The sequence below is a fragment of the Cysteiniphilum sp. genome, from assembly GCF_057495195.1.
In genome coordinates this window covers 96,508-119,059 of sequence record NZ_JBXTEF010000069.1, presented here as the reverse complement: position 1 = coordinate 119,059, position 22,552 = coordinate 96,508, and the positions used below count along the sequence as shown (strand labels likewise).

The following is a 22,552-nucleotide window of genomic DNA, read 5'->3' as shown; positions in this document are numbered from 1 at the left end:
TTATAAAACAGATAAATCAGCGACTTGACGAAATAAGTACGCTATTTTTTGTAAGATTGCCAGACGATTATTTTTAATCTTTTCATCCCCAGCAATCACCATGACGTGTTCAAAAAACTCGGCAATTGGTTCATCCAATGTTGATAAAATCAATAACGCCTCTTGGTATTTTTTGTCACTTATTAACGTAGATAACTTACTTTCAACAGACTGCAATGCTTCAAATAGGTTAATCTCTGCAGTTTCTTGTAATAAGCTTTGATCAATACTCAACGCATCATTCGCGTTATTTTTTGCCAGAATATTGGCAACACGTTTGTTGCTTTGTGCCAAGCGCTCGCATGCTGTATGCGATTTAAAGGCAAGTAAGGCATTAATACGCGCATCAAAATCAGCAACATCGGCGTGATCAACCGCTTTAACCGCTTCAAAGATTTCTCCGGCTACACCCTCTTCTTTATAGATCACTTTCAAGCGATCAATGAAGAATTGCTTCAAACTATCCTTTAAATCTGCTTGTGCGCTTAACTGATCAGCATGGAAGGTGTTGATCGATAACTCAATCAAGGTTGATAATGAGATCGCTAAGTGATGCTCTTTTAAGATACGTAATACACCAATCGCCGCACGTCTTAAGGCAAATGGGTCCTTATCCCCTGTTGGCTTTTGCCCAATGCCAAATATACCAACCAAAGTATCCACTTTCTCAGCAATAGCTAGCGCTTGTGATATTTTACTTTGAGGTAGCTTATCGCCTGCGTATTTTGGCCAATACTGCTCTTCAATTGCCTGACACACTTCACTGTCTTCGCCATGCGCTTTGGCATAATATTTACCGATAATGCCTTGTAGATCAGTAAACTCATAAACCATATCGGTCATGAGATCTGCCTTACTTAAGTAACCCGCGCGATGCGCAAGCATCTCATCTGCGCCAATGTCCTTAGCAATCGCTTGCGCTAATAAGGCGATACGCCCTGTGCGATCAAATACAGAGCCTAGCGCTTTTTGGAATGTAACAACTTTTAGCTTTTCAACATACGTTTCTAACGGCTTTTTAACATCGGTATCATAGAAAAATGCAGCATCTGATAAACGTGCTGCCATGACCTTATTGTTACCTTTAATCACAGTTTGTGGGTTTGAGCTCGCGATATTACTCATGGTAATAAAATGATTGATCATCTTATTGTTATCATCAACTAAGGCAAAGCACTTTTGATGTTCTTCCATTGCCGATATTAATGCCTCTTGTGGCACGCGCAGAAAGTTTTGATCAAAGTCACATAATAAAGCATGCGGATACTCGACAATGGCTGTAACCTCTTCAACTAAGTCATCATTTAATACAGCATTGGCATGGTGTGCTGCAGCTAAAGCTTTGGCAGAAGTGACTACTTTGTCTTTACGTACTTGCCAGTCAACTAGCACATGTGCCGCTTCCAGTTTATCCACGTATTCACTGGCATTATTAATATGTATTGCATCTGGCGCGTGAAAGCGATGACCATAACTGATATGCGAAGTTTTACAGCCATAAAAGGAAGCATCAACTAACTCATCAGCAAGAAGCAATATAGCCCAATGCACAGGACGCACAAACTGATATTCTTCATCGCCCCAGCGCATCATTTTAGGAATCGGTAATTTCTTCAATGCGATATCAATAACATCAGCAATAATATCTTTGGTTTGCTGCCCCTTTTGTGCTATTTGATAAAAAAGGCGTGTGCCTTTGCTGTGCTCAATGGTGGTAAGCTCATCAAAACTCACTCCACAAGACTTGGCAAATCCTAAAGCGGCTTTAGTTGGCTTGCCATCCGCATCATATGCTTTATCGATAAAGGGACCTTCTTTATCGATTAATTTATCTTTTTGTGTTGTTTGTAATTGTTCAATCACAAAAGCCAGACGTCTTGGTGAGGCATAAAATCGCTTAGCTTGATAGCCAATCTCTAACTCATCTAATGCTTTACTGACATTTTCTAATAGCTTTTGCGCCATATTTTTTAAGGCTTTCGGTGGCAGCTCTTCCGTGCCTAATTCAAATAATAAATCAGCAGTATCCAACATAAATCAATTTCGTTAATTTCATCACTTGCAATGGGGCTGTATTTTAACGTTAATAGCGAGCAAAAGTAAGTAAAAGCGTTAAAAACAATAAAAACAGCAGAAAAAGTAAAAACCTAAAATTCTAAGGGAAAAGTACTATTTTCATCCTGATTTAATGTACTTCGCATCATTTTCTTCTACACTGTCCTTGAGCATATGAGACGACATGCTCACCCCCAACTTAAAAGGAAATTAAAGGAGAAGACAATGAAACGATGGAAGTTAGTCATAAGTGCTTTGATGTTAGTAATCACACCTTATCTATTTGCTACTGAGATCAAAGTGATGACGTATAATGTGAATTTATTACCCAATATCCCTACCCCATTAACCACGAATTTAAATAAACCTTATCAGCGCGCTTATTATATCCCTAAAGAAATTGCCAAACATAATATCGATGTTGTCGCATTACAAGAAGCAATTGCGCCGATTTCTTTTTATATCTTGGATAAACGCATGAAGGCTTTTGGCTATAAATATCGGACAAATGTCGTGGGTCAGCCAAGTTTAGAGCATCTTAACTTGCTTAATGGTGGCGTTGTTATTTACAGCAGATATCCGATTGTTGGTCAGCCTCACTATGTTGTTTTCCCACGCTCTTATGGACTTGAAGGGATTTCTAACAAAGGGGCAGTATTTGTTGCCATTGAAAAAGATCACCAAGTATATAACTTCATTTCACTACATGCACAAAGCTTTAGCGGCACTATTGATGATAATGAATTTAATGTTTGGAAAAGACAAATGAGCGCTCTGCAAGAAGCAATTTCAAATCAACATTACACAAGCAATGACAAAGTGATTTTAATGGGCGACTTTAACGCAAATAGCGGCGACTCAAGTTCCGAAAAAACCACCACTTGCAATATCGTCTATCAAACATTGCTTCATATGTTGCACTTAAAATCAAGCGCGCCTTTTGCTCAAAACACACTGCCCTTTAGCTATGACAAATTAACCAACAGTATGGCTGTCAGTGATGAAAGAACGACACTTGATCACATTCTTTGTATCGATGGCGCAATATGTCCAAGTGCTACACAATCAACCGTTGAAATCGTTGCCCTTAAAAACAAGCGCCTAGGTGATATGCCAGATTTATCTGATCATTATGCAATGATTGGCACGTTGGTTTACCCTTAGATTGCTTTGATTTTAATAACTGGAGTTACGCACTTTAGAAAAAACTATGATTTTATAAACACCCCGTCAGCCTGCGGCTGCCACCCCTCTTGAAAAGATGGGAATTAGGCAACGGTTTAAGCATCCTATTTTTAAGTTTTATCCTTCTGCGACACAGGTTGCATGACTTGCCCTAAGCGAAACTTCTTATTGCCCAATATCGCCTGATTGTAGACCACCATATTGCGCAAGATATTCTTAACGTATTTGCGCGTCTCGCTAAAGGGAATGATTTCAATCCATTGATCTGCCGCTAGTTGTTGTGCTGGTAACCAGTTCGCTGCATTACCTTGCCCTGCGTTATATGCTGCCATACCGATAATCAAATTATTGTTAAACAATTGATCCATAAAGTTTAAATTAGCAGCGCCTAACATAATCACTTTTTGCGGTTTGTATAAGTCATCATCTTCATAGCTCATACGATATTTTTTTGCTAGAAATGCCGCTGTTGTTGGCAAAAGCTGCATGAGCCCTGTCGCACTTGCCGAAGATACACCATGCACACGAAAAGCAGACTCTTGACGCATCATTGAAATAATGACGTCCGGTTGTATATGAAACTCTTTACCTGCCTTTTGCACATCCGACCAAAATGCTAGTGGATATAAGCCTTTTATATTATTCCAACTTCCCGCATTAGCATAGGCACTGGTTGATATCTGGTAAATTTTCTGTTTCGCTGCAAGCTCAGCAATGGCTAGCTTCTCCTCGTTAGTGAAGCCATTTCGACTAAAGCGCCATAAGGCAAACGATAAACCATATTCTTTGATCTGATATAAATCAAAGATCTGCAAAACAGTCTGATTATTTGCCATCTCGTCCAAGGTTTTTTGATCCACCTTAACGGGTTTATTATTTAACGCATAAGGCAAACCTAAATCATCGGCAGCTAAAAAACCATAATAACTCGTCTCTTTTGCCAGCGCTGTTAAAATCGGTTTAGCTTTGTCATCTTGCTTTAAGGCTTGATAACTTTTCGCCTGCCAATAACGCCAACCATCTTCTGATTTGAGTGATTGCGGCAACTTGTTATACCAGTTTAAATAAGCATTATAGTCATTCCAATAAATTGCTGTCCGTAAACGCCACTGCCACAATAAGTTTGTGGCATATTCATCTTCGATATCCTTTAGCCATTGAATCGCTTTTTTATTATGCGCTCTGGCATAATCAATCGCAATTTCTGCATTGATTAGATTAATCGTTTTATTATCGAGCAAATGTTTTTGTTTGAAGGCAAGCCAAAAATCTTCAGCATAATGTGTATCTTTAGCCGATAAGTTCGCCATGACACTGATAACAGCTGATGAGAAACCATTAATATGATGGTATTGAACCGTCCAATCATCCATGTATTTTTTAGGGTTTTGTGTAGCCTTTAACCATAATTCATAGAAGCCTTGAAGTTCCTTATTAGTTGTTTTATCAATCCATTTCAGAGCCTCTTTAACACGACCTGAAGAAGCTAGCGCATAGGCTTTGAGCCTAATTTGACGCTCACTTAAATCAGCTTTACTTTCCCAAATAGATTCAAAGTCATCACAAGCTCGGGGCAAATTAGCGCGCGATAGCCACAGATTAGTGAAATCATTAATCGCTTTTTCTTTATCACCAACGTTATACTCGGCAACAACAGCATAACACTTACCCGTAAAGCCCAAGTTATTGTCATAATAATCTAAAAACTTCTGCCAATCTTTTTGCTTAAGGTAGTAATTTGCTAAATCCTGCTTCAATTGACTTGCCCAGAAGCTGCCTTGATTTTGCTTTAAATAAGCGTCGATGGTTTCTTTTTTAAACTTATCAGGATCAACAGAGATCTCTTGATATTGTAAGAAAGGATATAATGGTGTTTTAGTGAGTTTTGCTTTGACTTGATAGTAGTCTTTATAATTTTTTGCCTGAAGCAGGCTTTCCGCTTTATTGAAATTAGCTAGATCTGTTTTATTCATCGCAACACTGCTCAATGACATCAGCATCGATGAAGTCAATAACATTAATTTTCTAAATTGCATCTATATATACCTTTTACATATCTTGAAGAACCACATCAACAATCCATATTAATAAAAAACATGGCATAAACTCAATAATTGCAGTCACCTTTGTATTGCTTTAGCTAAAAAAACTCTACAATAAGTTACTTCAAATAACCATGCTAACATATATGATCATCTTATATTCAGCATTAGTTGGATTTTTTGCAAGCTGCTTATCTAGTATCTTTGGTGGTGGCTTTGGACTGCTATCAGTACCTGCCATTTTCTGGATTATTAGCCATTTCTATGCCGACATGCCCCAAGCGATGCAAATGACTATTGCCACTGGCTCATTATGCTCGATCCCCCTAGGCATTATTGCCAGTTATAAGCAGATCGTAAAATACAAAAATTTTGATGCTGACCTTTACAAAAAGAGTATCATTTTCATGACATCAGGTGCATTAATCGGCGCCTTTATTGCCTCGATCATTCATAGTGATCAAATAAGGTATACCTTTGCCATTGTCGTATTGATCGCTGCTATTTGGTTGTTGTTTTTCAATAAAGAAAAAGGCATTGAACGTAAGGTCCCCCGATCGTTATATCGTGCTCTATCAAGTTTTGTCGGAGGCATCTCAACACTCACAGGCGTCTCGGTATTTACCGTGCCCTTTTTTGTGCTATGTGGCATCAAAATCAAAAAAGCCATCGGCACATCAACCGTTATTGTATTTACCTACTCGTCCATTGCTGGCATTTGGCTTATTTGTCTTGGTATTCCGACAATGGGCATCAGCTGGCATAACTTTGGTTACGCTAATTTAGTGATCTTTGCCTCGGCATTGATTCCCTGCTTAATTGGCGGATTGACGGGCGCTAAGCTTGTGCATATTCTACCGAGTCAGTTTTTACGCAAGATCTTTATTTTAATGATGTTTATCGTTGCGATTTCTATGCTTGTTTAGCCATTTCTGTATTTTTTGCATTATTGCTTTGGCGCTCTATACTTTAGATTCAAAAGGATCTGATATGTAATTGATGGAAAAAGCATGCCGAACCAATTCACACAAAGAATAAATACACACTTCACAACACTTTTTCTAAAGAACTATATCAGCTTCCCCAAACTGATTAGCGTTATGCTGATTCTAGTCATTCTCAACAGCTTTTTTATTACCGCAATTCACCTGCACTATCACTCAAAATATGAGGATTCATTAGTGCAAAACTCACTGTTTAGTTTACTGCGTATTCGTAATCAATTTCTAACGCAAGCTAATGTTGAGCCACGTTTTGTTTACTTTCAAACAGAAGTCGACCGAAGTACACAGCTCAATCAATTTAATATTATCTTTCAAAAAGTTTCTGGCGCCTATGAAGTAAAGAATACCTTTGTTAGCAACGAGTTATTTGATCAAATGCATTCTGATCTATTGACGCATCATGAGTTATTTATCACTAGCCCGATTAATGATGATAAGGGTCATAGAATTGTGACTTTTTATGTTTTTTTAAACCCCGATGATGATTTACCTTATCTTTTAAGTAGTAGTATTGGTATTAGCATTGCGATTATTCTTTTACTATTTTTTATGTGGTATTTAGCACGCTTTGTTCTGCCTAAATTATTATTAAACTCAGCAACTGCTGATAGACAAACCAATAAATTACCAAAATACCTCAATAAAGATGTATCAATTCTTAAACAGCAAATTCAATTATTATTACAAGAAAAAACGATTATGTTATCGTCAATGTCTCACGATATGAAAAACTCGTTGACCAAATTAAAGCTCTTAAAATACGTTATTGATAACGAGAAAGCGCAAGCAATCCTAAGTCAAGAAATCGATGAGATGCAAATGATCATTGACTCCTCTTTGGCCTTTGCTGAACGTGGTAATAACAATACCAAAGTGAATTTTGATTTGTGTGCATTTCTCGATAACGTATATCAGCAACTTAGCCAACGTGGCTATGTCTTCACTTTTGATAATCAGCTAACAGCACATACTTTTTTCTTGGGATACCCTAATTTACTAAAGCGCGCATTACTAAATATCATAAATAACGCGGTAAAGTATGCACCTAATTACACATTGAATGCTTACATCGAAAATGATCATATTGTCATTGATGTTAAAGATAATGGTCCTGGCATTTCAGAGAACGACTTACAAAATATTGCTCGCGCATTTACACGTGCGCAACACGACGCCCATCAAAATATTGATGGTCATGGTTTGGGGCTGGCTATTACTCGAGTGGCTATTGAGTTTAATTCCGGGGAGCTTAGTTTTAAAAACTTACAACCCAATGGATTGCTTGTCCGCATACGTTTAGCAATCAATGAAAGCTAAACAGTACGAAAGGGTTCAGGCTAAGACTAATATTCACCCATTAAGTGCTCTCACCGTACCCTGAGCGTAAATTGAAGCGATGCACTGAGCATCCGTCGAAGTGGTTCACACTTCATAAAGGTTTCGACTGACGCTCAGCCAATGCTTACACAATCGCAAGAATATGGTCATAGCCAGAATTCACATCCATACTTAATACTACACCCATGGTATACATCACAGTAAATAATACATATTTATTGAAAATAAACTACATAAGATGTATTTTATAGCTACTTTTGATTTGGCTAAACATTGTGAAATGTTAGTAATTAAAGTTACGCGCTTTAGAAAAAACTATAATTTTAATAAACACCCTGACAGTCTACGGCTAGCACCTCTCTTTGCAAGAGAGATGCTTAAGCTTGCGAGTCGGGGTGTTGAGGTAGAAAAAATTGCGTAATTCCAGTTAGTACAAAGCCAAGTAAAATTACGGGGTATAAAAAAAATGAGAGTGAGGGATAGACAATGGGATTAACATTATACGCGCCCGTTAATGGGTTTATTGTTGAATTAGATCAAGTACCAGATCCAGTATTTGCACAAAAAATGGTTGGTAATGGCTTTGCAATTGAGCCTTTGGATCAAAATATCTACTCGCCAGTAAAAGGCATTGTTAAAAATATAGCTAAGACCAAGCACGCCATTACCATTGCTACTGAATCAGGCTATGATGTCCTTATTCACTTAGGGCTTGAGAGTGTTGCCCTTAGTGGTCAAGGAATTGATCTACATGTATCAATCAATGATCAAGTTGATATCAACACACTGCTACTTAGCTTTGATCTATCCACCATAAGTAAAAAAGTTAAATCTTTAATTACACCGGTGATTATTACTGATTATCAAGAAGATGATCTTTTATTGAAGATAAAAGGAAGATGCTCGGCTCAAACGCCCATTATTACCTTAGATAGCACAGCACATAATGATAGTAATAAGCCATTACCAAAGACACAAGAGCAGATTTTTGTGACACGTAGTATTATTATCAACAACCCACATGGCCTGCATGCACGCCCCGCGGCATTATTAGCACATACTTTAAAATCATTTGATGCTACTGCAGTGATATATAAAGGTGATATCAGTGCTGATGTTAAAAGTCTTGTCGCTTTGATGGGACTAAATGTGCAATTCAATGACAAAATCACATTGACTGTCAGCGGTGAAGATGCGGAAAAAGCAGCTTGCGCATTAGAACATGCACTTGTTAACTTTGTCGATGATCACATAGCCGAAGTACAACCCACACAATCTGAACTTAATCAGGCTAAAGTTAACGGTAATCAATACCTTGGTATCTCCGCTGCTAAAGGGCTTGTTATTGGTCAGTTACAGCAGATTAATGAAGAGCACTTTAACTATGCCGATGAGACAAATGAGCCAGAATCACAAGAGCTTAAGCGCTTTACATTAGCGAAAGAAACACATGAGAAGCAACTATCAGCACAAATGACTACTTATGCACATGATAAAGCAAAGCATGCAATGCTTGGCGCGCATATAGAACTTTTAAATGATGCAAATATTAATAACAGCGTCACTCAATTTCTAGCTCAAGGCAAAACAGCAGAATATGCATGGGATCATGCAATTTTAGAATCAATCACCATTTTAGAGAAGACACAAAGCACCCTACTGCAAGAACGTGTTGCCGACTTAAAAGATATTCGCAAACAAGTACTCTATCTACTGACCAATAGCTCACCGACTAAAATACACTATACCAAGCCAACCATTCTTATCGCAGATGAGTTTACCTTATCGGATATTTTAGAGGCAGATCAAAATGTCATAGGCTTTATTTCAACTAAAGGCGGACGTACCTCTCATGTTGCAATTATTGCTAATAACAACAACCTGCCTTTGTTAATCCAAGTAGATAGCAGTTTATTTAACCACTGTGCTCAAGACGTTATCTTAAATGCAACGGATGGTTATGCCCTTATTAATCCTGATCTTGATACAGTAACGCAATATCAAGCTAAGATTGCTACTTTAAATGATACCTTAGCAGTAATACGCGCTAAAGCAACAGAACCGGCTAAAACAAAGGATGAACATACAATCCATTGTTATATGAATATCAAATCACCTGAAGGATGTCTCAACTTCGCGCAATCAGGGGCTGAAGGTGTTGGACTCTTTAGAAGCGAATTTATTTTCTATGACCGCGTATCAGCACCAACTGAAGATGAGCAATTAAGTATTTATAATGAAGTATTAGATGCAACCAATGACACACCTATTATTATTCGCACCTTAGACGCAGGTGGCGACAAACAAATCGATTATTTAAATATGCCACATGAGATGAACCCCTTTTTAGGTGTTCGCGGCATACGCTTATGCTTGAAGCACCCCGAGATTCTACGCACACAATTGCGTGCAATCATTCGCACACAAAATCCAAACGCACATATTATGCTGCCAATGATTACAAATATTGCTGAGTTTCGTCAGGTCAAAACCATCTATGAAGAAGAACGTCTGAAACTTGGTATTAGCATAAAGCAGCCCTTGGGCATTATGGTAGAAGTGCCAAGTGTTGTTTTTCAAGCTGAGCTATTTGCCAAAGAAGTTGATTTTATGTCAATTGGCACCAATGACTTGACACAATATCTTTTAGCAATGGATCGCGAGCATGATGCGCTTGCCGCTGAGATTGATCATTTGCATCCTGCTGTTATTCACGCTATTAATATGGTCAATATTGCTGTACAAAAGCACAATACTAAGCTTTCCATTTGCGGCTTAATGGCTGCAGATCAAGAAGCACTTGCGATACTTATTGGCCTAGGCATTGATCATTTATCAATGCGCAGCAATATGCTTGCTGAGAACAAAGCTTTGATTCGTGGACTTAACTTGGCTGATTGCCAAAAGTTAGCGCAACACGCTTTGACACTTGACTCAGCTGAAGCTGTAAGAGCACTTGTGCGTCAACAAATTAGTTTCAATGAGGGGGAAAACTAATGGCTAAGAAATTTAACTTTCAAAATTTGCAACAACTTGGTCGCGCTTTAATGCTGCCAATTGCAGTATTACCTGTTGCCGGTATTTTACTGCGATTTGGACAACCCGATCTACTCAACATCAAAGCCATTGCTGATGCTGGTAATGCAATCTTTGCTCACTTACCACTTTTATTTGCTGTGGGTGTAGCCTTGGGCTTTGCTAAGAAGAACCATGGTGCCGCCGCCCTTGCTGCTGTCGTTGGCTTCTTTATTATGAATAGTGTTATCAATACCATTGATACCGGCGTTAATACCGGTGTGCTTGGTGGTATTGTCATCGGTATTGTTGCTGGTATGCTTTATAACCGCTTTTATGAAATCAAACTCCCCGAATACCTCGCATTTTTTGGTGGTAAACGCTTTGTGCCGATTATTACAGGACTTACTGCAGTATTACTGGGATTTCTCTTTGGGTTTATTTGGCCACCAATTCAAGACGCTATCAATGCCTTTGGTAATTGGTTAATTGGTTCAGGCTCGATTGGTTTGTTTTTATATGGTGTTTTTAACCGTATTTTATTGATGTTTGGTTTGCATCATATCTTAAACAACCTCGTGTGGTTTCAATTTGGTTCATTTCATGGTGCTGCAGGGGTTGTTCATGGTGATATTGCACGCTTTATGGCAGGGGACCCAACAGCGGGTGCGTTTATGGCAGGCTTCTTCCCAATCATGATGTTTGGCTTGCCTGCAGCTTGCTTTGCGATGTATCGCCATGCGCATAGCCATAAGCAAAAGGCTGTTGCTGGTATGTTATTTTCTATCGCCTTAACTGCCTTTTTAACTGGGGTGACCGAGCCGATTGAATATAGCTTTATGTTTTTAGCACCTGTTTTATACCTGATACATGCATTACTCACTGGTATCTCAATGGTTGTTATGTATGTGCTAGGTGTCAAACTCGGGTTTACCTTTTCAGCAGGACTCATTGACTATGTGCTTTTCTTTAAGATGGATACACATCCGTGGTTATTGCTACCTGTGGGTGCGGTGACTGCTGTTGTTTATTACTTCTTATTTAGTTTCTTTATTAAGAAATTTAACCTGCTAACGATCGGTCGCGAGGTCGATGAAGTGGTTGAAGAAGATGAAAAGGAAGCTCCACAGTTAACCGATTCACGTGCGCTTAACTTTATTGGTGCTTTAGGTGGTAAAAACAACTTAGATAATATCGATGCATGTACAACACGCTTACGCTTACAAGTCAAAGACAGTAGTAACATCAATCAAGCATTGCTGAAGAAGCTCGGTGCACGCGGCATTGTTGTGCCTGATAGTAAAACCGTTCAAGTGATCCTAGGACCTGAGGCGGATTTAATCGCAGGTGAGATGAATGAAGCGTTACCTCATTCTGCTGATATCTCATTTATAAGCATATCCCAAGATATACTAGGCAATCACACCGAGACAACTGCAAAAACCGTAAAAACAGTGACCGAAGACACCAAGTACTATGACATCGATGCAATTGTTAACGCACTGGGTGGCAATGATAATATTGTTAATGTCAGCATGTGTTCATTAACGCGCCTTAATATCGAACTAAAAACGGCTGATAAAGTTAATACAAGCACGCTATTTACGCTTGGTATTGATGGTTGTATTACTCTAGATAAACAGTCAGTGCAGCTCTTGGTAATGCAATCCCCTGAAATGCTGCTCAATGAGTTAAACGCAATTTCAAATCATATTTCTTGACTTACCTTGCTATCTGCCATCATGAGGCTTGTGCCGTCAATTAATTTAACCTCTCGACTGTAAAATGGTTTGTGGTGCGTATACACCTTTTTCAAAGTTTCTAAACAAAAATAATGCAAATCTAAAAAAGCACTTACCAAGTGACTCAAGAACCTTTATGATTTGTACATGACTAAGCTTTCGCTTTATGATGATAACGAATTACTACATTATTGCTGACTTGCATTTAAATGAATCACGGCCACAAACTATTGATTTGTTTAAGACGTTTTTAAACAACATTAGCCACGAAGGTAATGCCCTTTTTATCTTGGGTGATTTTTTTGATTACTGGGTTGGTGATGATGTAATAAGCCATATGCAAGAAGCTATTATCAAGGCACTTCTTGATGCGCATGAGAAAGGTTTAACGATTTATTTCATGCATGGCAATCGTGACTTTTTAATTGGCAAAACCTTTGCACAAAAATCAAAAGTCACGCTTATTAACGATCCTTATCTTTTGCAATTAAAACATCAAGACATCGTACTCATGCATGGTGACTTATTATGCACTGATGATAAAAGCTATCAAATTTTTCGCTATATTGCCCGCAATCCATTGGTTAAAAAACTTTATCTGTCTCTATCAGTAAAAACACGCCAACGCATCGCACAAAAAATTCGCGCTAAAAGCAAACAGAAAAACAAAAAATACAAAATAATCGATGTAACGCCAAAAGGCATAAAACGATATTTAGATGATAATAAGTTATTAATTCATGGGCATACCCATTTGTTTAATACGCATCATGAAAAAAACTATACACGTTATGTTTTAGGTGACTGGTTTACTACAGGAAGTTATATTCATATCGATCATAATGAAAATATTAAGCTTTTAAAGCTAGATGCAATTTGAAAAATAGCAAGACTTTGCCATACTTGCAATGCAATAACTATTTAAAAACACATGGAGCTAACATACGATGAGTCAGGAAAGCATTACCAGCATTACTACCCAAACCACTACTTTATCAAGCGATCCACATGCCATTTTAGGCATGGGCATTGCACTACTTATTATGATCGTTGTTTTCTATATTTTTTCGATTGCCTTTTCATGGAGCGTTTATAGGCTCTTAAAAATCATCGATAAGGATAAGCAAGTCACCAAGCCATGGTTTGCTTGGCTTTTTCTTATTCCAATCGTCGGTTATATTTTCCAGTGGATCGTCTTACCCTTTGGTGTTGGCAACGCACTTAAAAAATATCAAGATATGACCATTAAACTACGAGGTGATACTTTATTTATCTTGGGGCTAGCTTTGGTGATACTACCCATTGTTACCTTTATCCCAATCATATCGCCGTTTGCATCTGTGGCTTGCATGGTGATCTATATTATCTATTGGGTTAAAATTGTTAAAGTACGCAAATTACTTGAGGCATCACATCTTAATACAAACGAAGTTTAATAAATGCTTATTATCTACTACGTAAGCGTTGGCTGAGCATAAGTCGAAGCCTTTATACGCACACCCTTCGACTTGCGCTCAGGGTACGTGCTTTTGAGCAAATATAACTGCAGTCCATACATGCTACTTTTCTTTTTCCCAATTATTTAAACAAGTTAAGCACGCGGGTGATGCTCTTTATATAAATTCATTAATCGCACTTGTGAGATATGCGTATAAATCGTCGTTGTCGATACACTACTATGTCCTAACAGCATTTGCACTGAGCGCAAATCCGCACCATGAGTTAACAGGTGTGTCGCAAACGCATGACGCAAGGTATGTGGTGAAATCTCTTTTTTGATGCCGACAAGATCAGCGTAAAACTTAATACGGTGCCAAAAAGTCTGACGGGTAATACCTTTTCGATGATGCGATACAAATAATTTATCAAGCTTTAAGCCCTGTAGCCAACCATCACGCACTTCATCAATGTACTTATGTAAATACTCCAAAGCATATTCACCAGTTGGCACTAATCGCTCTTTTGAGCCTTTACCCATCACGCGCACAACACCTTGGCGTAAATTAACATCATCCAAGGTTAAATTAACCAACTCACTCACGCGCAATCCTGTGGCATAAATAAGCTCTAATAGTGCCTTATCGCGAATGCCGATATCTGTTGTTAAATCAGGTGCATCTAGCAATTTCTCAACATCTTCTTCAGATAGATCTTTAGGTAGACTTTTCGGTAATTTCGGTAATATTAACTTCTGTGTTGGATCTGTTGTAATCTTTTGCTGCGCATAACACCAGCCGTAAAATTTATGTAAGGTTGAAATCATCCGCGCATTAGATCGGGCGCTATAGCCCTCATTTAAACGCTTGGCTAAAAAGACTTGTAGCTCTGAAAGTTTCAGATTAACTACATCATGCTTTTGATAGAATTTAAGCAGATGATTTAAATCCGTTTTATAGGAGGATAAAGTATTTTGGCTTAAGCCTTCACTTAGCCAGATATCATCGATAAATTGATTAATGATGTCAAAATTTGACTGCATAAAATATAAAAACAAAAAAGGTTGGCGATGCCAACCTCGAAAATTATACTTTTTCTTTGATTCTTGCGGCTTTACCAGTCAAGCCACGCATGTAGTAAAGCTTAGCGCGACGAACTTTAGCACGTCTTTCAACAACAACACTGTCAATAATTGGGCTGTGTGTTTGAAATGTACGCTCAACGCCTTCACCAGATGACATTTTACGTACAGTAAAGGCTGAGTTGATACCACGATTTTTAATCGCAAGTACGAAGCCTTTAAACGCCTGAATACGCGCCTTATCACCTTCTTTTACCCATACATTAACCGTTACTGAATCACCAGGATAAAACGTTGGTAAGTCAGTACGTAGTTGTGAATTTTCAACCATTTCTAAGTATTTATTCTTCATTTTTTTCTCCTAATTGTGCATTCTCTATCACATTTATTATTTTTCATCTTGCGCTAATTGCTCAAGATATTGCTTATCTTCATTCGATAGACATAGGCACTCAATCAATTCTTTACGTCGCAAAAAAGTACGTTTTAACTTTTGTTGATGTCGCCATTGATGAATTTTTTGATGATCTCCAGATAACAGTACCGCGGGTACATCACCTGCATCGACATGTGTTGCAGGGCGTGTGTAATGCGGACAATCTAATAAACCATCGTAAAATGAATCCTCAACAGCTGACGCTTGATCATTTAACACACCAGGCAATAAACGCACGATGCTATCAATCAATGCCATCGCCGGTAGCTCGCCACCGCTTAAGACATAATCACCTATTGAAACTTCTTCATCAACATGACGCTTAATCAAACGTTCATCGATACCTTCATAACGACCACAAAGCAAGATTAAAGCATCTTCACAAGCAAACTCTTTAACTAAGTTTTGAGTTAAGGGTTTTCCTTGCGGCGACAAGTATACAACTTTAGCGGGTTTGTTCAATCTTTTTTTGGCTTCAAGAATGGCTTTTTGCAGTGGATCATACATCATTACCATACCTGGCCCACCACCAAAGGGGCGATCATCAATCGTCTGATATCGATTGGTTGCGAACTGACGTGGATTGATGGTCATAAGCCTCGCTTTTTCAAGCTGAAATGCGCGAGCTGAAACACCATACTGGGTAATCGCATCAAACATTTGAGGAAATATCGTAATCGCTGCAAAGTCAATCATTGTGCTTTCTCTTAATAGTCGTATTGCCAATCAACGGTTATTAGCTTCTGATCCTTATTGACCTCAATAACATAGTCATTCACAAAAGGGATTAAATACGATTGATCTTTATGTTTGCAACAAAGCACCTCATTGGCACCTGTATCTAAAATATCATCAACCTTGCCAAATGACTGCCCTTCTTTGTTGACAACCTGCATACCGATTAAGTCTACCCAGTAGTATTCATCGTCTGCTGTCTCTTTTAACACCGATCTTGGCACAGCAATTAAAGCATTGGTATATTTCGCTGCAATCTCTTTAACATTGGCATCAGCAAATTGAATTATAATCTTATCACCGATGCGACTGACAGACTCACCTGTTAACACTGCCCACGTGCGATCACTTGCTTTTTTGATATACCATTGACCATAAGACAACGCCGTTTCAATCGAATCACTTAAGACATATAGCTTTAACTCGCCTTTTAAGCGATATGTTGCACCTACTTTGGCAATGACGATCATCTCATCACTTTGTACATTATCTTGTTGTGACATGTTAACAACCTTATTACGCAATCAGTTTTAAAACAAATAAAATACATAAAACAAAAACGCCAATCAACGATACGAGCGTGATTGGCGTTTCTTAAAAACTTAATTAAACACTTAAGCGTGCTTTGGCTTTTATACTTAAGCTTGTACTGTTGCTTTACGCGCTTCTTTAACGATAGAAGTTACACGATCAGACATCTTAGCACCTGTGCCTAACCAGTAGTCAACACGCTCAAGATCAACACGTACTTTCTCTTCATGTTCTTTTGCCAATGGATTAAAGAAACCAACGCGCTCGATAGGGCGACCATCACGCGCTTTACGGCTGTCTGTTACCACGATTCTATAAAAAGGACGCTTCTTAGCGCCGCCTCTAGCCATACGAATTACGACCATTACTATTCTCCAAATTTTTTATATTAATTATTGTTGCTCTAGAATTTGTGCTAAACACAAAAACGGGCGCATTTTAACTTACTTTTGACGTAGGCACCAGTGATTTTCGAGCTTAGTTTTGATTTTTATGTCATTCGAATTGAATCAAATTAAAAGTTACCGAACTAAAAATTGATCTGTGCAAAAAATGACTCATTAAATCATAATATAATAGAAGTTACCCATGTTTAACAAATGGAGTGTATCAACATCAATCTACAACCTAAAAACATTAGGAAAATCACTAGTTATTATAAAACCAAAAAAGAAGCAAAATATTGATTCTGACTGTTGTCCTGCCACTATAAAACCCGCAGCTTATTTAAATTTTTGAGAGGTTATTTATGCCATTTAATTATAAAAAGATTTCACCGGAATGGCTACACTGCACAGAAGATAAAAAGACTCGTGATGCGTACTACTATCATATTACTCGCTTATCTACATTTAGAGAATTCATAGAACACTCTGGACTTACTACGTCATACAATCGCACTTTCAAACTTCATGAAAATGAAAATGGTGCGTTGGCTGAGGGTAAAACTAGGCGAATTCAAGAAAGCTATAATCGATTATTGAAAGAATGCAGTCAAATGCTTATGGATGCAGATATCCCAACAAATGAGCTAAGTCATAAAGTATCTGAATTTATTAACAACCCTATATTTGATAGGATGGTTAAAAACTATCAAACCTACGACTTAAATCTGCAAAATTTAGCAAAAGATGGGCTATATTGCTCAGACTTTGTAGCAGATCTTAATTGTGCATTTAAAAATGACATTAAACAAACCATTATCAATAAACAAATACATACCAGACAACACAGGAAAAAACCAATTAATTTAACTATTTTTTACCAACTTCCTACTGATTCATTTGAGAACTTTCAATTAGCATTTGACACCCTTTCCATAATTGAAAAAAATAAAATTAAATATGCCAGCATTAGCACCATGGCTTTGTATGAAATGATTCAAGCAAATAAACAGCGCAAAAGTATATTACAAGCCTTAATATTTGATAACCCTACCTCAATGTTTACTTCAGCTTGTATGGTCTTAGCTAAATTAAACTGGAATGCAGAGGTTTATATGTGTTCCTCGCATATATATTTTTTTGATCTATGCGGATTAAAAGATAATTTTTTCACCTATGCAACAAACCATCTTCAAGGTAATGATATTGTGCTGATACGCGTCAAGAAAAAAGATACACTTGTCATTCCTGATCCCCAACAGTTTAATGCCTTTATCTCGAGCCAAAACTTGCCATCTTGCTTACTTGAATATTGTATTTTTAGGGGACAAAACATAGGTAATAACATTGCCAATAACATCCAATGGATTCATACTGCAGCAAGATTAAATAGTGTAAACATGGATTTTGGTGAGGAGCCATCTTATGAACAAGCTCAATTAATTTATAGCCAAATGAAAAAAACTAATAATGATATAAACCCTGTTTTAAAATTTTATCATCAATTCACGCTTAATAAAGCGCGATTCCGACTAATTTAAAGCATGCTCATTAAAACAAATCCATCACATCAAAACCAAAGTAATCATTGATTTTTGATGTGCATTTTTAGCATGATGCCAGTTAAGCTTACTGTGGCTCCATTGCTCAATCTTCTGCTGGTTTGGTTTGCCAAAATTATTATTACTTGAATCGCAATACATTGCTAAATAAAAGGCTAGCTAGCCTTCTTGCTTAGCATTAGGCAAGTATGGATAAAAAGCCTGATAAGCATTATTCTCAAGTTATTTAACCCCAATCTGATGCATTACATACTGATACAGTGCTTTTTGTACCTGATACGTTGGATGAGCATGATCCCAGAAAGCATAGCGCCACGGGTCATTACACATTTGTCCACTGGTTGAAGCCATAATCGCTGCTTTGATATCAGCAGATAACGGTACTTTATTAATGTACTCTAGATTGTTTTCACCTGTTGCATTTTTCATGAGCAGCATTCGATAAAAAGCATTTGGATCCTCAGATTTGGCATTTAAATGTGTTGCAAAATACCCACCTTGCCAACAAGATTGCCCTATCACCTTGGGATCTAGTCGCGTATGATAGGTTTGATTGAACTGCTCTGGGTCTTTTAACATTGATTCAAACATCGCATCAATACCAATAAATTTAACATTGCTTTGAGATGCTGCAAACTGCTTTAATAAAGTGTTGTGTAGGTTGCTCATATAACTTAACACAGCCTCATTGCCCAACTCTTTTGATTCAATGGTTAATGCTAAATTTGGCAATCCAATAATTAATGCATTATCTGCACCAACTTCGCCAATTGAGGAAATAATCTTACCAACAACCTGACTCACCGCATGATCCATTGCTTCTTTGCTCATCGATTTATCAGCTGTAAGATAATCATTGGCACCAATAAAGAAGATTGCCAGTTTATTCTCACCTTGCGGCCAGCTTTGCTTATCTAACTGATACAGTTTAACTTCTGCCGCTAGATTATAAGGTAAGCCAAGGCTCGCCCAGCTTGGTGACAATACAACCGTGGCACCACCAACCGAGTAGTTGCTCACTTCAACGCCATAAGGCTTAAGCATATTTTTAAGCTGCACTGCCCATACATTGCCATTAGAAAACATGCCAGTATAGTAAGGGATAGATTTTGGAATTAATCCGCCTGAGAACTTATAAATATTGCCTTGATCACTTAAACTATCGCCAAAAATTAAGACACGATTGACATGTTCAAGCGCACTTCCCTTGATAGCTAATGCACTTGAGCAAGCGGACACGGTAAAGCTTGGAATATTATAGTTACCTGACAAGGTATAGCTATGCCATGATTTTTGATAATCCTGAGCAAGATTACCATGTTCAACCTCAATCTCACCATTGAGCTTCTTAAAGATTGCATTATTGCTTGTCCAATCATTACTTAACAAGTATTGAACGCTACCGGATCGCGCCTTGGCATCTATAGAAGGCACAAAAGATATATGAATATCTGAAGTCGTATGACTAAACGTATTGCTATTGGTATATCTACCCGCTAAGTAATATTGATTGGGTAAAATTTCTGTACTGAAACTTGATCCGGCATTATCGCCATCTAACTTAAAAGTCACTGGATAAGGGCAATTATTCTCTAAGAATAATTCTGATCTTGCATCTGCATTGCTTAGTGCTGCACATCCGATTAAAGATAATGCCATAACGGCTGATAATGATTTTTCATTTGTACGAAACATATATGACTCCTTCCTAGGTTTTAACAAACATTGATGCGTACTTTTGGCGTGCCACTTGGACGGTTCCACCAAGTTGATGTCTCATTGAGATTTTCTGTCCACCAATCATAAACAGACATCGTCAGCGCACCTTGTAAAGGGGCAACATACATGGTATTAGTCCACAGCCCTGGCGTTAATGTCAAGCGGATTTTGCCGATAATATTGACAATGGAATCCCCTGATTCTTTAACCGTAATTTCTTCATTTAACGGTGGTGAATTATAACTTGCTGTTGCGATCTGCCCTAATGACACCTCACTATCTTGCGCAATAACTTTTTTTAAATGCGTTTCTTTTGCCGTCACCTCAATCGGGTTAACGCAATTGTTTTTAACCGTGACATCAATACCAACATTTGCCAAGGCTGTCACAGGTAACAAACAGCCTAAACTATATATATATTTCATCTTCATTTTGTTCTCCTTAACTAACGATATGCTCGATAATATCCTGATAATCACTATTGTTTTTGATGTAGTGATAATTAAATGATAGCAGTCCTCCATAGCCATAAGTATTGTAAGGATCCCATAAATAAACCGTGGCACTCTTTGTTGGAAGACCATTGATACCCAAGCTTGGCGCCTCAAATTGCAAACCATCTTGTGATAACTGATCAAAGGTTAAATAGTAATAATGACCATTGAAATTAAATTCATCTGCATTCTGCGCATAGAAATCTTGGTTATCATAACGTTTGCCAAGCTTAGCAACAGGTGCGATCCCTTGATAAATATAATTACTCTGTGTACCAAAATCCCCGGATAATAACACTCGTTTTTGAGCACTTGCATCGGCTTGATCAACAGAATTTTTCACGGCCACAATCCAGCTTTGATTACTTGGTAGTAATGATGTCCATGGATAAAGTGCATATTGTTTGAAGTTATTTTTTAACACACCGACATGCTTAAATAGCTCTAGCGCACTAAGGGAGGACTTATCATATGCGGCAAGCTTCACATCTGCATTACAATGATCAAAACCTGATTCACCCATACATTGATTTAAATTGTGCTCAATGGTCGTCATATTAGTTTTGGCAATCTCTTTAAAATGGGTCAATATGCGACGCAGATCACTACCATCCTCTGTGAGATTTGATAAACTTTGTGCTGCCGAATAAATGCTTGCCTGCGCATTGTATAAATCAAAGAGCTTTTTTGATTTCTCATCAAAATACTCTGGTGCTTTGGCATCCTCAACAATACTACTACTGTCAATCTCTGAAGGTAACCCGATATTAACTGCACCAGCTGATTTTAACTGTGAATACGTTTTTGCTTTGTCAATTTGCTGTAACTGATACGAATAACCCGTGGTTGCTTTATCATCAGCAATATACTCCATAATCGCATTGGCAACCCCAATACACTTATCCATGTTATCGGCATTACAATATAAAAATCCGTCTTTAACGCCCGCTTTATTTAGAATCGAATTAATTGATGATGGATTGCCGCCAACTTGCTTAATCGTAATGCTAATGCTCGTCTTAAGACCAAGATTTTTTGATGCTGCTTTAACACTCATCAATGCATCAACAAAGGTGGCATAGCTGATATTAAGTTGCGATTTAAACTCACTCATAGCAACAGAAGATTCCATATCAATATTGATTGACGCTAACAAATATGAACCTAATGACTGCCCAACGACAAGGCTACTACCACAACGCTTTGCAAATAACTGCGGTGTCTGGCGATACATCTGACCATCTTGATTGAGTTTCACGCGTGAATTTAAACGCACTTTGCGATAGGTTTTTGATAAAAAAGTAAGCCTTAATGCATTACTTTTGTTTTGCTGTGAACTCAAATAGGAAGCCTGCAAACTGCCTGATAGTAATCCGTAATTACCTTTAATTGTTGAGTTGATATTAAGCTCCTGGGCAAGCTCTTGTTCTTCTTTTATAAACTTCAAGCTCAGACTCCCCTCAGAAACACCAAAAGAAACCTCATCATCTTTGGGTAACTCGATACAATTAACCGCCGCTAATGCATTATCTAGCGGCATGACACCAACACCAAGCTCAGCATAGTCAATCACCGCCAGTGGGCTGCCCACAAGTGATTTGGACTGCATGATATTAGTTTGATCACCCTCTATATGATGACTGATCGTTTGATATTGTTTAATAAGCTCAGTCGCATTGCTAATACTTATACCTGAGATCATTGCTAATGTAATTAATGCCATATTCCTTATCATTTCCACTCTCCTTTTATAA

Annotated in this window: 18 protein-coding genes; 8 read left to right on the top strand and 10 right to left on the bottom strand. The window is 37.9% G+C overall.

From position 1 onward, the window contains the following. Entirely contained in the window at nt 1–2,073 is a 2,073-nt protein-coding gene (glyS, locus tag ACY10D_RS06390; protein WP_486999930.1) for a glycine--tRNA ligase subunit beta, read from the bottom strand. A 246-nt stretch (nt 2,074–2,319) separates the two neighbouring features. Between glyS and ACY10D_RS06385 the strand changes: the two genes are divergently transcribed. Continuing rightward, the gene (locus ACY10D_RS06385) at nt 2,320–3,258 is read left to right on the top strand and encodes a sphingomyelin phosphodiesterase (RefSeq protein WP_486999929.1); all 939 of its coding nucleotides are present in this window, start codon (nt 2,320–2,322) and stop codon (nt 3,256–3,258) included. Between the two features lie 131 nt (nt 3,259–3,389). Here the strand turns inward: ACY10D_RS06385 and ACY10D_RS06380 are convergent, their stop codons facing one another. Beyond that, a complete protein-coding gene (locus ACY10D_RS06380; protein ID WP_486999928.1) occupies nt 3,390–5,315 on the bottom strand; it encodes a lytic transglycosylase domain-containing protein in 1,926 nt (641 codons plus the stop codon). Between the two features lie 152 nt (nt 5,316–5,467). On the opposite strand from ACY10D_RS06380, the gene ACY10D_RS06375 reads away from it, so the two are divergent. The 6 genes from ACY10D_RS06375 (at nt 5,468) to ACY10D_RS06350 (ending at nt 13,856) form a co-directional block, all read left to right on the top strand. Beyond that, on the top strand, nt 5,468–6,247 hold the full coding sequence (locus ACY10D_RS06375) for a sulfite exporter TauE/SafE family protein (RefSeq protein WP_486999927.1): 780 nt from the start codon (nt 5,468–5,470) through the stop codon (nt 6,245–6,247). Between the two features lie 84 nt (nt 6,248–6,331). Beyond that, complete coding sequence (locus tag ACY10D_RS06370; RefSeq protein WP_486999926.1) at nt 6,332–7,642, top strand: sensor histidine kinase; 1,311 nt, start codon at nt 6,332–6,334, stop codon at nt 7,640–7,642. 507 nt (nt 7,643–8,149) lie between these two features. Further along, nucleotides 8,150–10,660 carry a phosphoenolpyruvate--protein phosphotransferase gene (ptsP, locus tag ACY10D_RS06365; RefSeq protein WP_486999925.1) on the top strand — a complete coding sequence of 837 codons (2,511 nt, stop codon included), beginning with the start codon at nt 8,150–8,152 and terminating at the stop codon, nt 10,658–10,660. After that, entirely contained in the window at nt 10,660–12,399 is a 1,740-nt protein-coding gene (gene nagE, locus ACY10D_RS06360; protein WP_486999924.1) for an N-acetylglucosamine-specific PTS transporter subunit IIBC, read from the top strand. The genes ptsP and nagE overlap by 1 nt, the downstream gene beginning before the upstream one ends. A gap of 187 nt (nt 12,400–12,586) precedes the next feature. Next, a complete protein-coding gene (locus ACY10D_RS06355) occupies nt 12,587–13,300 on the top strand; it encodes a UDP-2,3-diacylglucosamine diphosphatase (RefSeq protein ID WP_486999923.1) in 714 nt (237 codons plus the stop codon). Nucleotides 13,301–13,367: 67 nt separating this feature from the next. Next, entirely contained in the window at nt 13,368–13,856 is a 489-nt protein-coding gene (locus tag ACY10D_RS06350) for a hypothetical protein (protein WP_486999922.1), read from the top strand. A 155-nt stretch (nt 13,857–14,011) separates the two neighbouring features. Here the strand turns inward: ACY10D_RS06350 and xerD are convergent, their stop codons facing one another. The 5 genes from xerD to rpsP all read right to left on the bottom strand — a co-directional run bounded on the left by xerD (nt 14,012) and on the right by rpsP (nt 17,005). Further along, a complete protein-coding gene (gene xerD / locus ACY10D_RS06345; RefSeq protein ID WP_486999921.1) occupies nt 14,012–14,899 on the bottom strand; it encodes a site-specific tyrosine recombinase XerD in 888 nt (295 codons plus the stop codon). A gap of 43 nt (nt 14,900–14,942) precedes the next feature. Continuing rightward, entirely contained in the window at nt 14,943–15,290 is a 348-nt protein-coding gene (gene rplS, locus ACY10D_RS06340) for a 50S ribosomal protein L19 (RefSeq protein ID WP_119328117.1), read from the bottom strand. Nucleotides 15,291–15,326: 36 nt separating this feature from the next. Beyond that, nucleotides 15,327–16,067, bottom strand: a complete 741-nt coding sequence (gene trmD / locus ACY10D_RS06335) for a tRNA (guanosine(37)-N1)-methyltransferase TrmD (RefSeq protein WP_486999950.1) — start codon at nt 16,065–16,067, stop codon at nt 15,327–15,329. A 14-nt stretch (nt 16,068–16,081) separates the two neighbouring features. After that, nucleotides 16,082–16,612: a ribosome maturation factor RimM gene (rimM, locus tag ACY10D_RS06330; protein WP_486999920.1), complete on the bottom strand. Its 531-nt coding sequence runs from the start codon at nt 16,610–16,612 to the stop codon at nt 16,082–16,084. Between the two features lie 135 nt (nt 16,613–16,747). Next, nucleotides 16,748–17,005, bottom strand: a complete 258-nt coding sequence (rpsP, locus tag ACY10D_RS06325; RefSeq protein ID WP_117001349.1) for a 30S ribosomal protein S16 — start codon at nt 17,003–17,005, stop codon at nt 16,748–16,750. A gap of 383 nt (nt 17,006–17,388) precedes the next feature. On the opposite strand from rpsP, the gene ACY10D_RS06320 reads away from it, so the two are divergent. After that, on the top strand, nt 17,389–18,564 hold the full coding sequence (locus tag ACY10D_RS06320; RefSeq protein WP_486999919.1) for a hypothetical protein: 1,176 nt from the start codon (nt 17,389–17,391) through the stop codon (nt 18,562–18,564). 243 nt (nt 18,565–18,807) lie between these two features. Here the strand turns inward: ACY10D_RS06320 and ACY10D_RS06315 are convergent, their stop codons facing one another. Genes ACY10D_RS06315 through ACY10D_RS06305 form a run of 3 tightly spaced genes read right to left on the bottom strand, consistent with a single transcriptional unit; the run spans nt 18,808 to nt 22,533 of the window. Next, nucleotides 18,808–20,280, bottom strand: a complete 1,473-nt coding sequence (locus tag ACY10D_RS06315) for an SGNH/GDSL hydrolase family protein (protein WP_486999918.1) — start codon at nt 20,278–20,280, stop codon at nt 18,808–18,810. 20 nt (nt 20,281–20,300) lie between these two features. Further along, complete coding sequence (locus ACY10D_RS06310) at nt 20,301–20,735, bottom strand: hypothetical protein (protein ID WP_486999917.1); 435 nt, start codon at nt 20,733–20,735, stop codon at nt 20,301–20,303. Nucleotides 20,736–20,745: 10 nt separating this feature from the next. Further along, a complete protein-coding gene (locus ACY10D_RS06305) occupies nt 20,746–22,533 on the bottom strand; it encodes a hypothetical protein (protein WP_486999916.1) in 1,788 nt (595 codons plus the stop codon). Nucleotides 22,534–22,552 lie beyond the last annotated feature (19 nt).

Bases quoted from the DNA above. Each gene is read 5' to 3' on its own strand.
- glyS (WP_486999930.1), bottom strand. From the start codon at position 2,073: ATGTTGGATACTGCTGATTTATTATTTGAATTAGGCACGGAAGAGCTG.
- ACY10D_RS06385 (WP_486999929.1), top strand. From the start codon at position 2,320: ATGAAACGATGGAAGTTAGTCATAAGTGCTTTGATGTTAGTAATCACA.
- ACY10D_RS06380 (WP_486999928.1), bottom strand. From the start codon at position 5,315: ATGCAATTTAGAAAATTAATGTTATTGACTTCATCGATGCTGATGTCA.
- ACY10D_RS06375 (WP_486999927.1), top strand. From the start codon at position 5,468: ATGATCATCTTATATTCAGCATTAGTTGGATTTTTTGCAAGCTGCTTA.
- ACY10D_RS06370 (WP_486999926.1), top strand. From the start codon at position 6,332: ATGCCGAACCAATTCACACAAAGAATAAATACACACTTCACAACACTT.
- ptsP (WP_486999925.1), top strand. From the start codon at position 8,150: ATGGGATTAACATTATACGCGCCCGTTAATGGGTTTATTGTTGAATTA.
- nagE (WP_486999924.1), top strand. From the start codon at position 10,660: ATGGCTAAGAAATTTAACTTTCAAAATTTGCAACAACTTGGTCGCGCT.
- ACY10D_RS06355 (WP_486999923.1), top strand. From the start codon at position 12,587: ATGATGATAACGAATTACTACATTATTGCTGACTTGCATTTAAATGAA.
- ACY10D_RS06350 (WP_486999922.1), top strand. From the start codon at position 13,368: ATGAGTCAGGAAAGCATTACCAGCATTACTACCCAAACCACTACTTTA.
- xerD (WP_486999921.1), bottom strand. From the start codon at position 14,899: ATGCAGTCAAATTTTGACATCATTAATCAATTTATCGATGATATCTGG.
- rplS (WP_119328117.1), bottom strand. From the start codon at position 15,290: ATGAAGAATAAATACTTAGAAATGGTTGAAAATTCACAACTACGTACT.
- rimM (WP_486999920.1), bottom strand. From the start codon at position 16,612: ATGTCACAACAAGATAATGTACAAAGTGATGAGATGATCGTCATTGCC.
- rpsP (WP_117001349.1), bottom strand. From the start codon at position 17,005: ATGGTCGTAATTCGTATGGCTAGAGGCGGCGCTAAGAAGCGTCCTTTT.
- ACY10D_RS06320 (WP_486999919.1), top strand. From the start codon at position 17,389: ATGCCATTTAATTATAAAAAGATTTCACCGGAATGGCTACACTGCACA.
- ACY10D_RS06315 (WP_486999918.1), bottom strand. From the start codon at position 20,280: ATGTTTCGTACAAATGAAAAATCATTATCAGCCGTTATGGCATTATCT.
- ACY10D_RS06310 (WP_486999917.1), bottom strand. From the start codon at position 20,735: ATGAAGATGAAATATATATATAGTTTAGGCTGTTTGTTACCTGTGACA.
- ACY10D_RS06305 (WP_486999916.1), bottom strand. From the start codon at position 22,533: ATGATAAGGAATATGGCATTAATTACATTAGCAATGATCTCAGGTATA.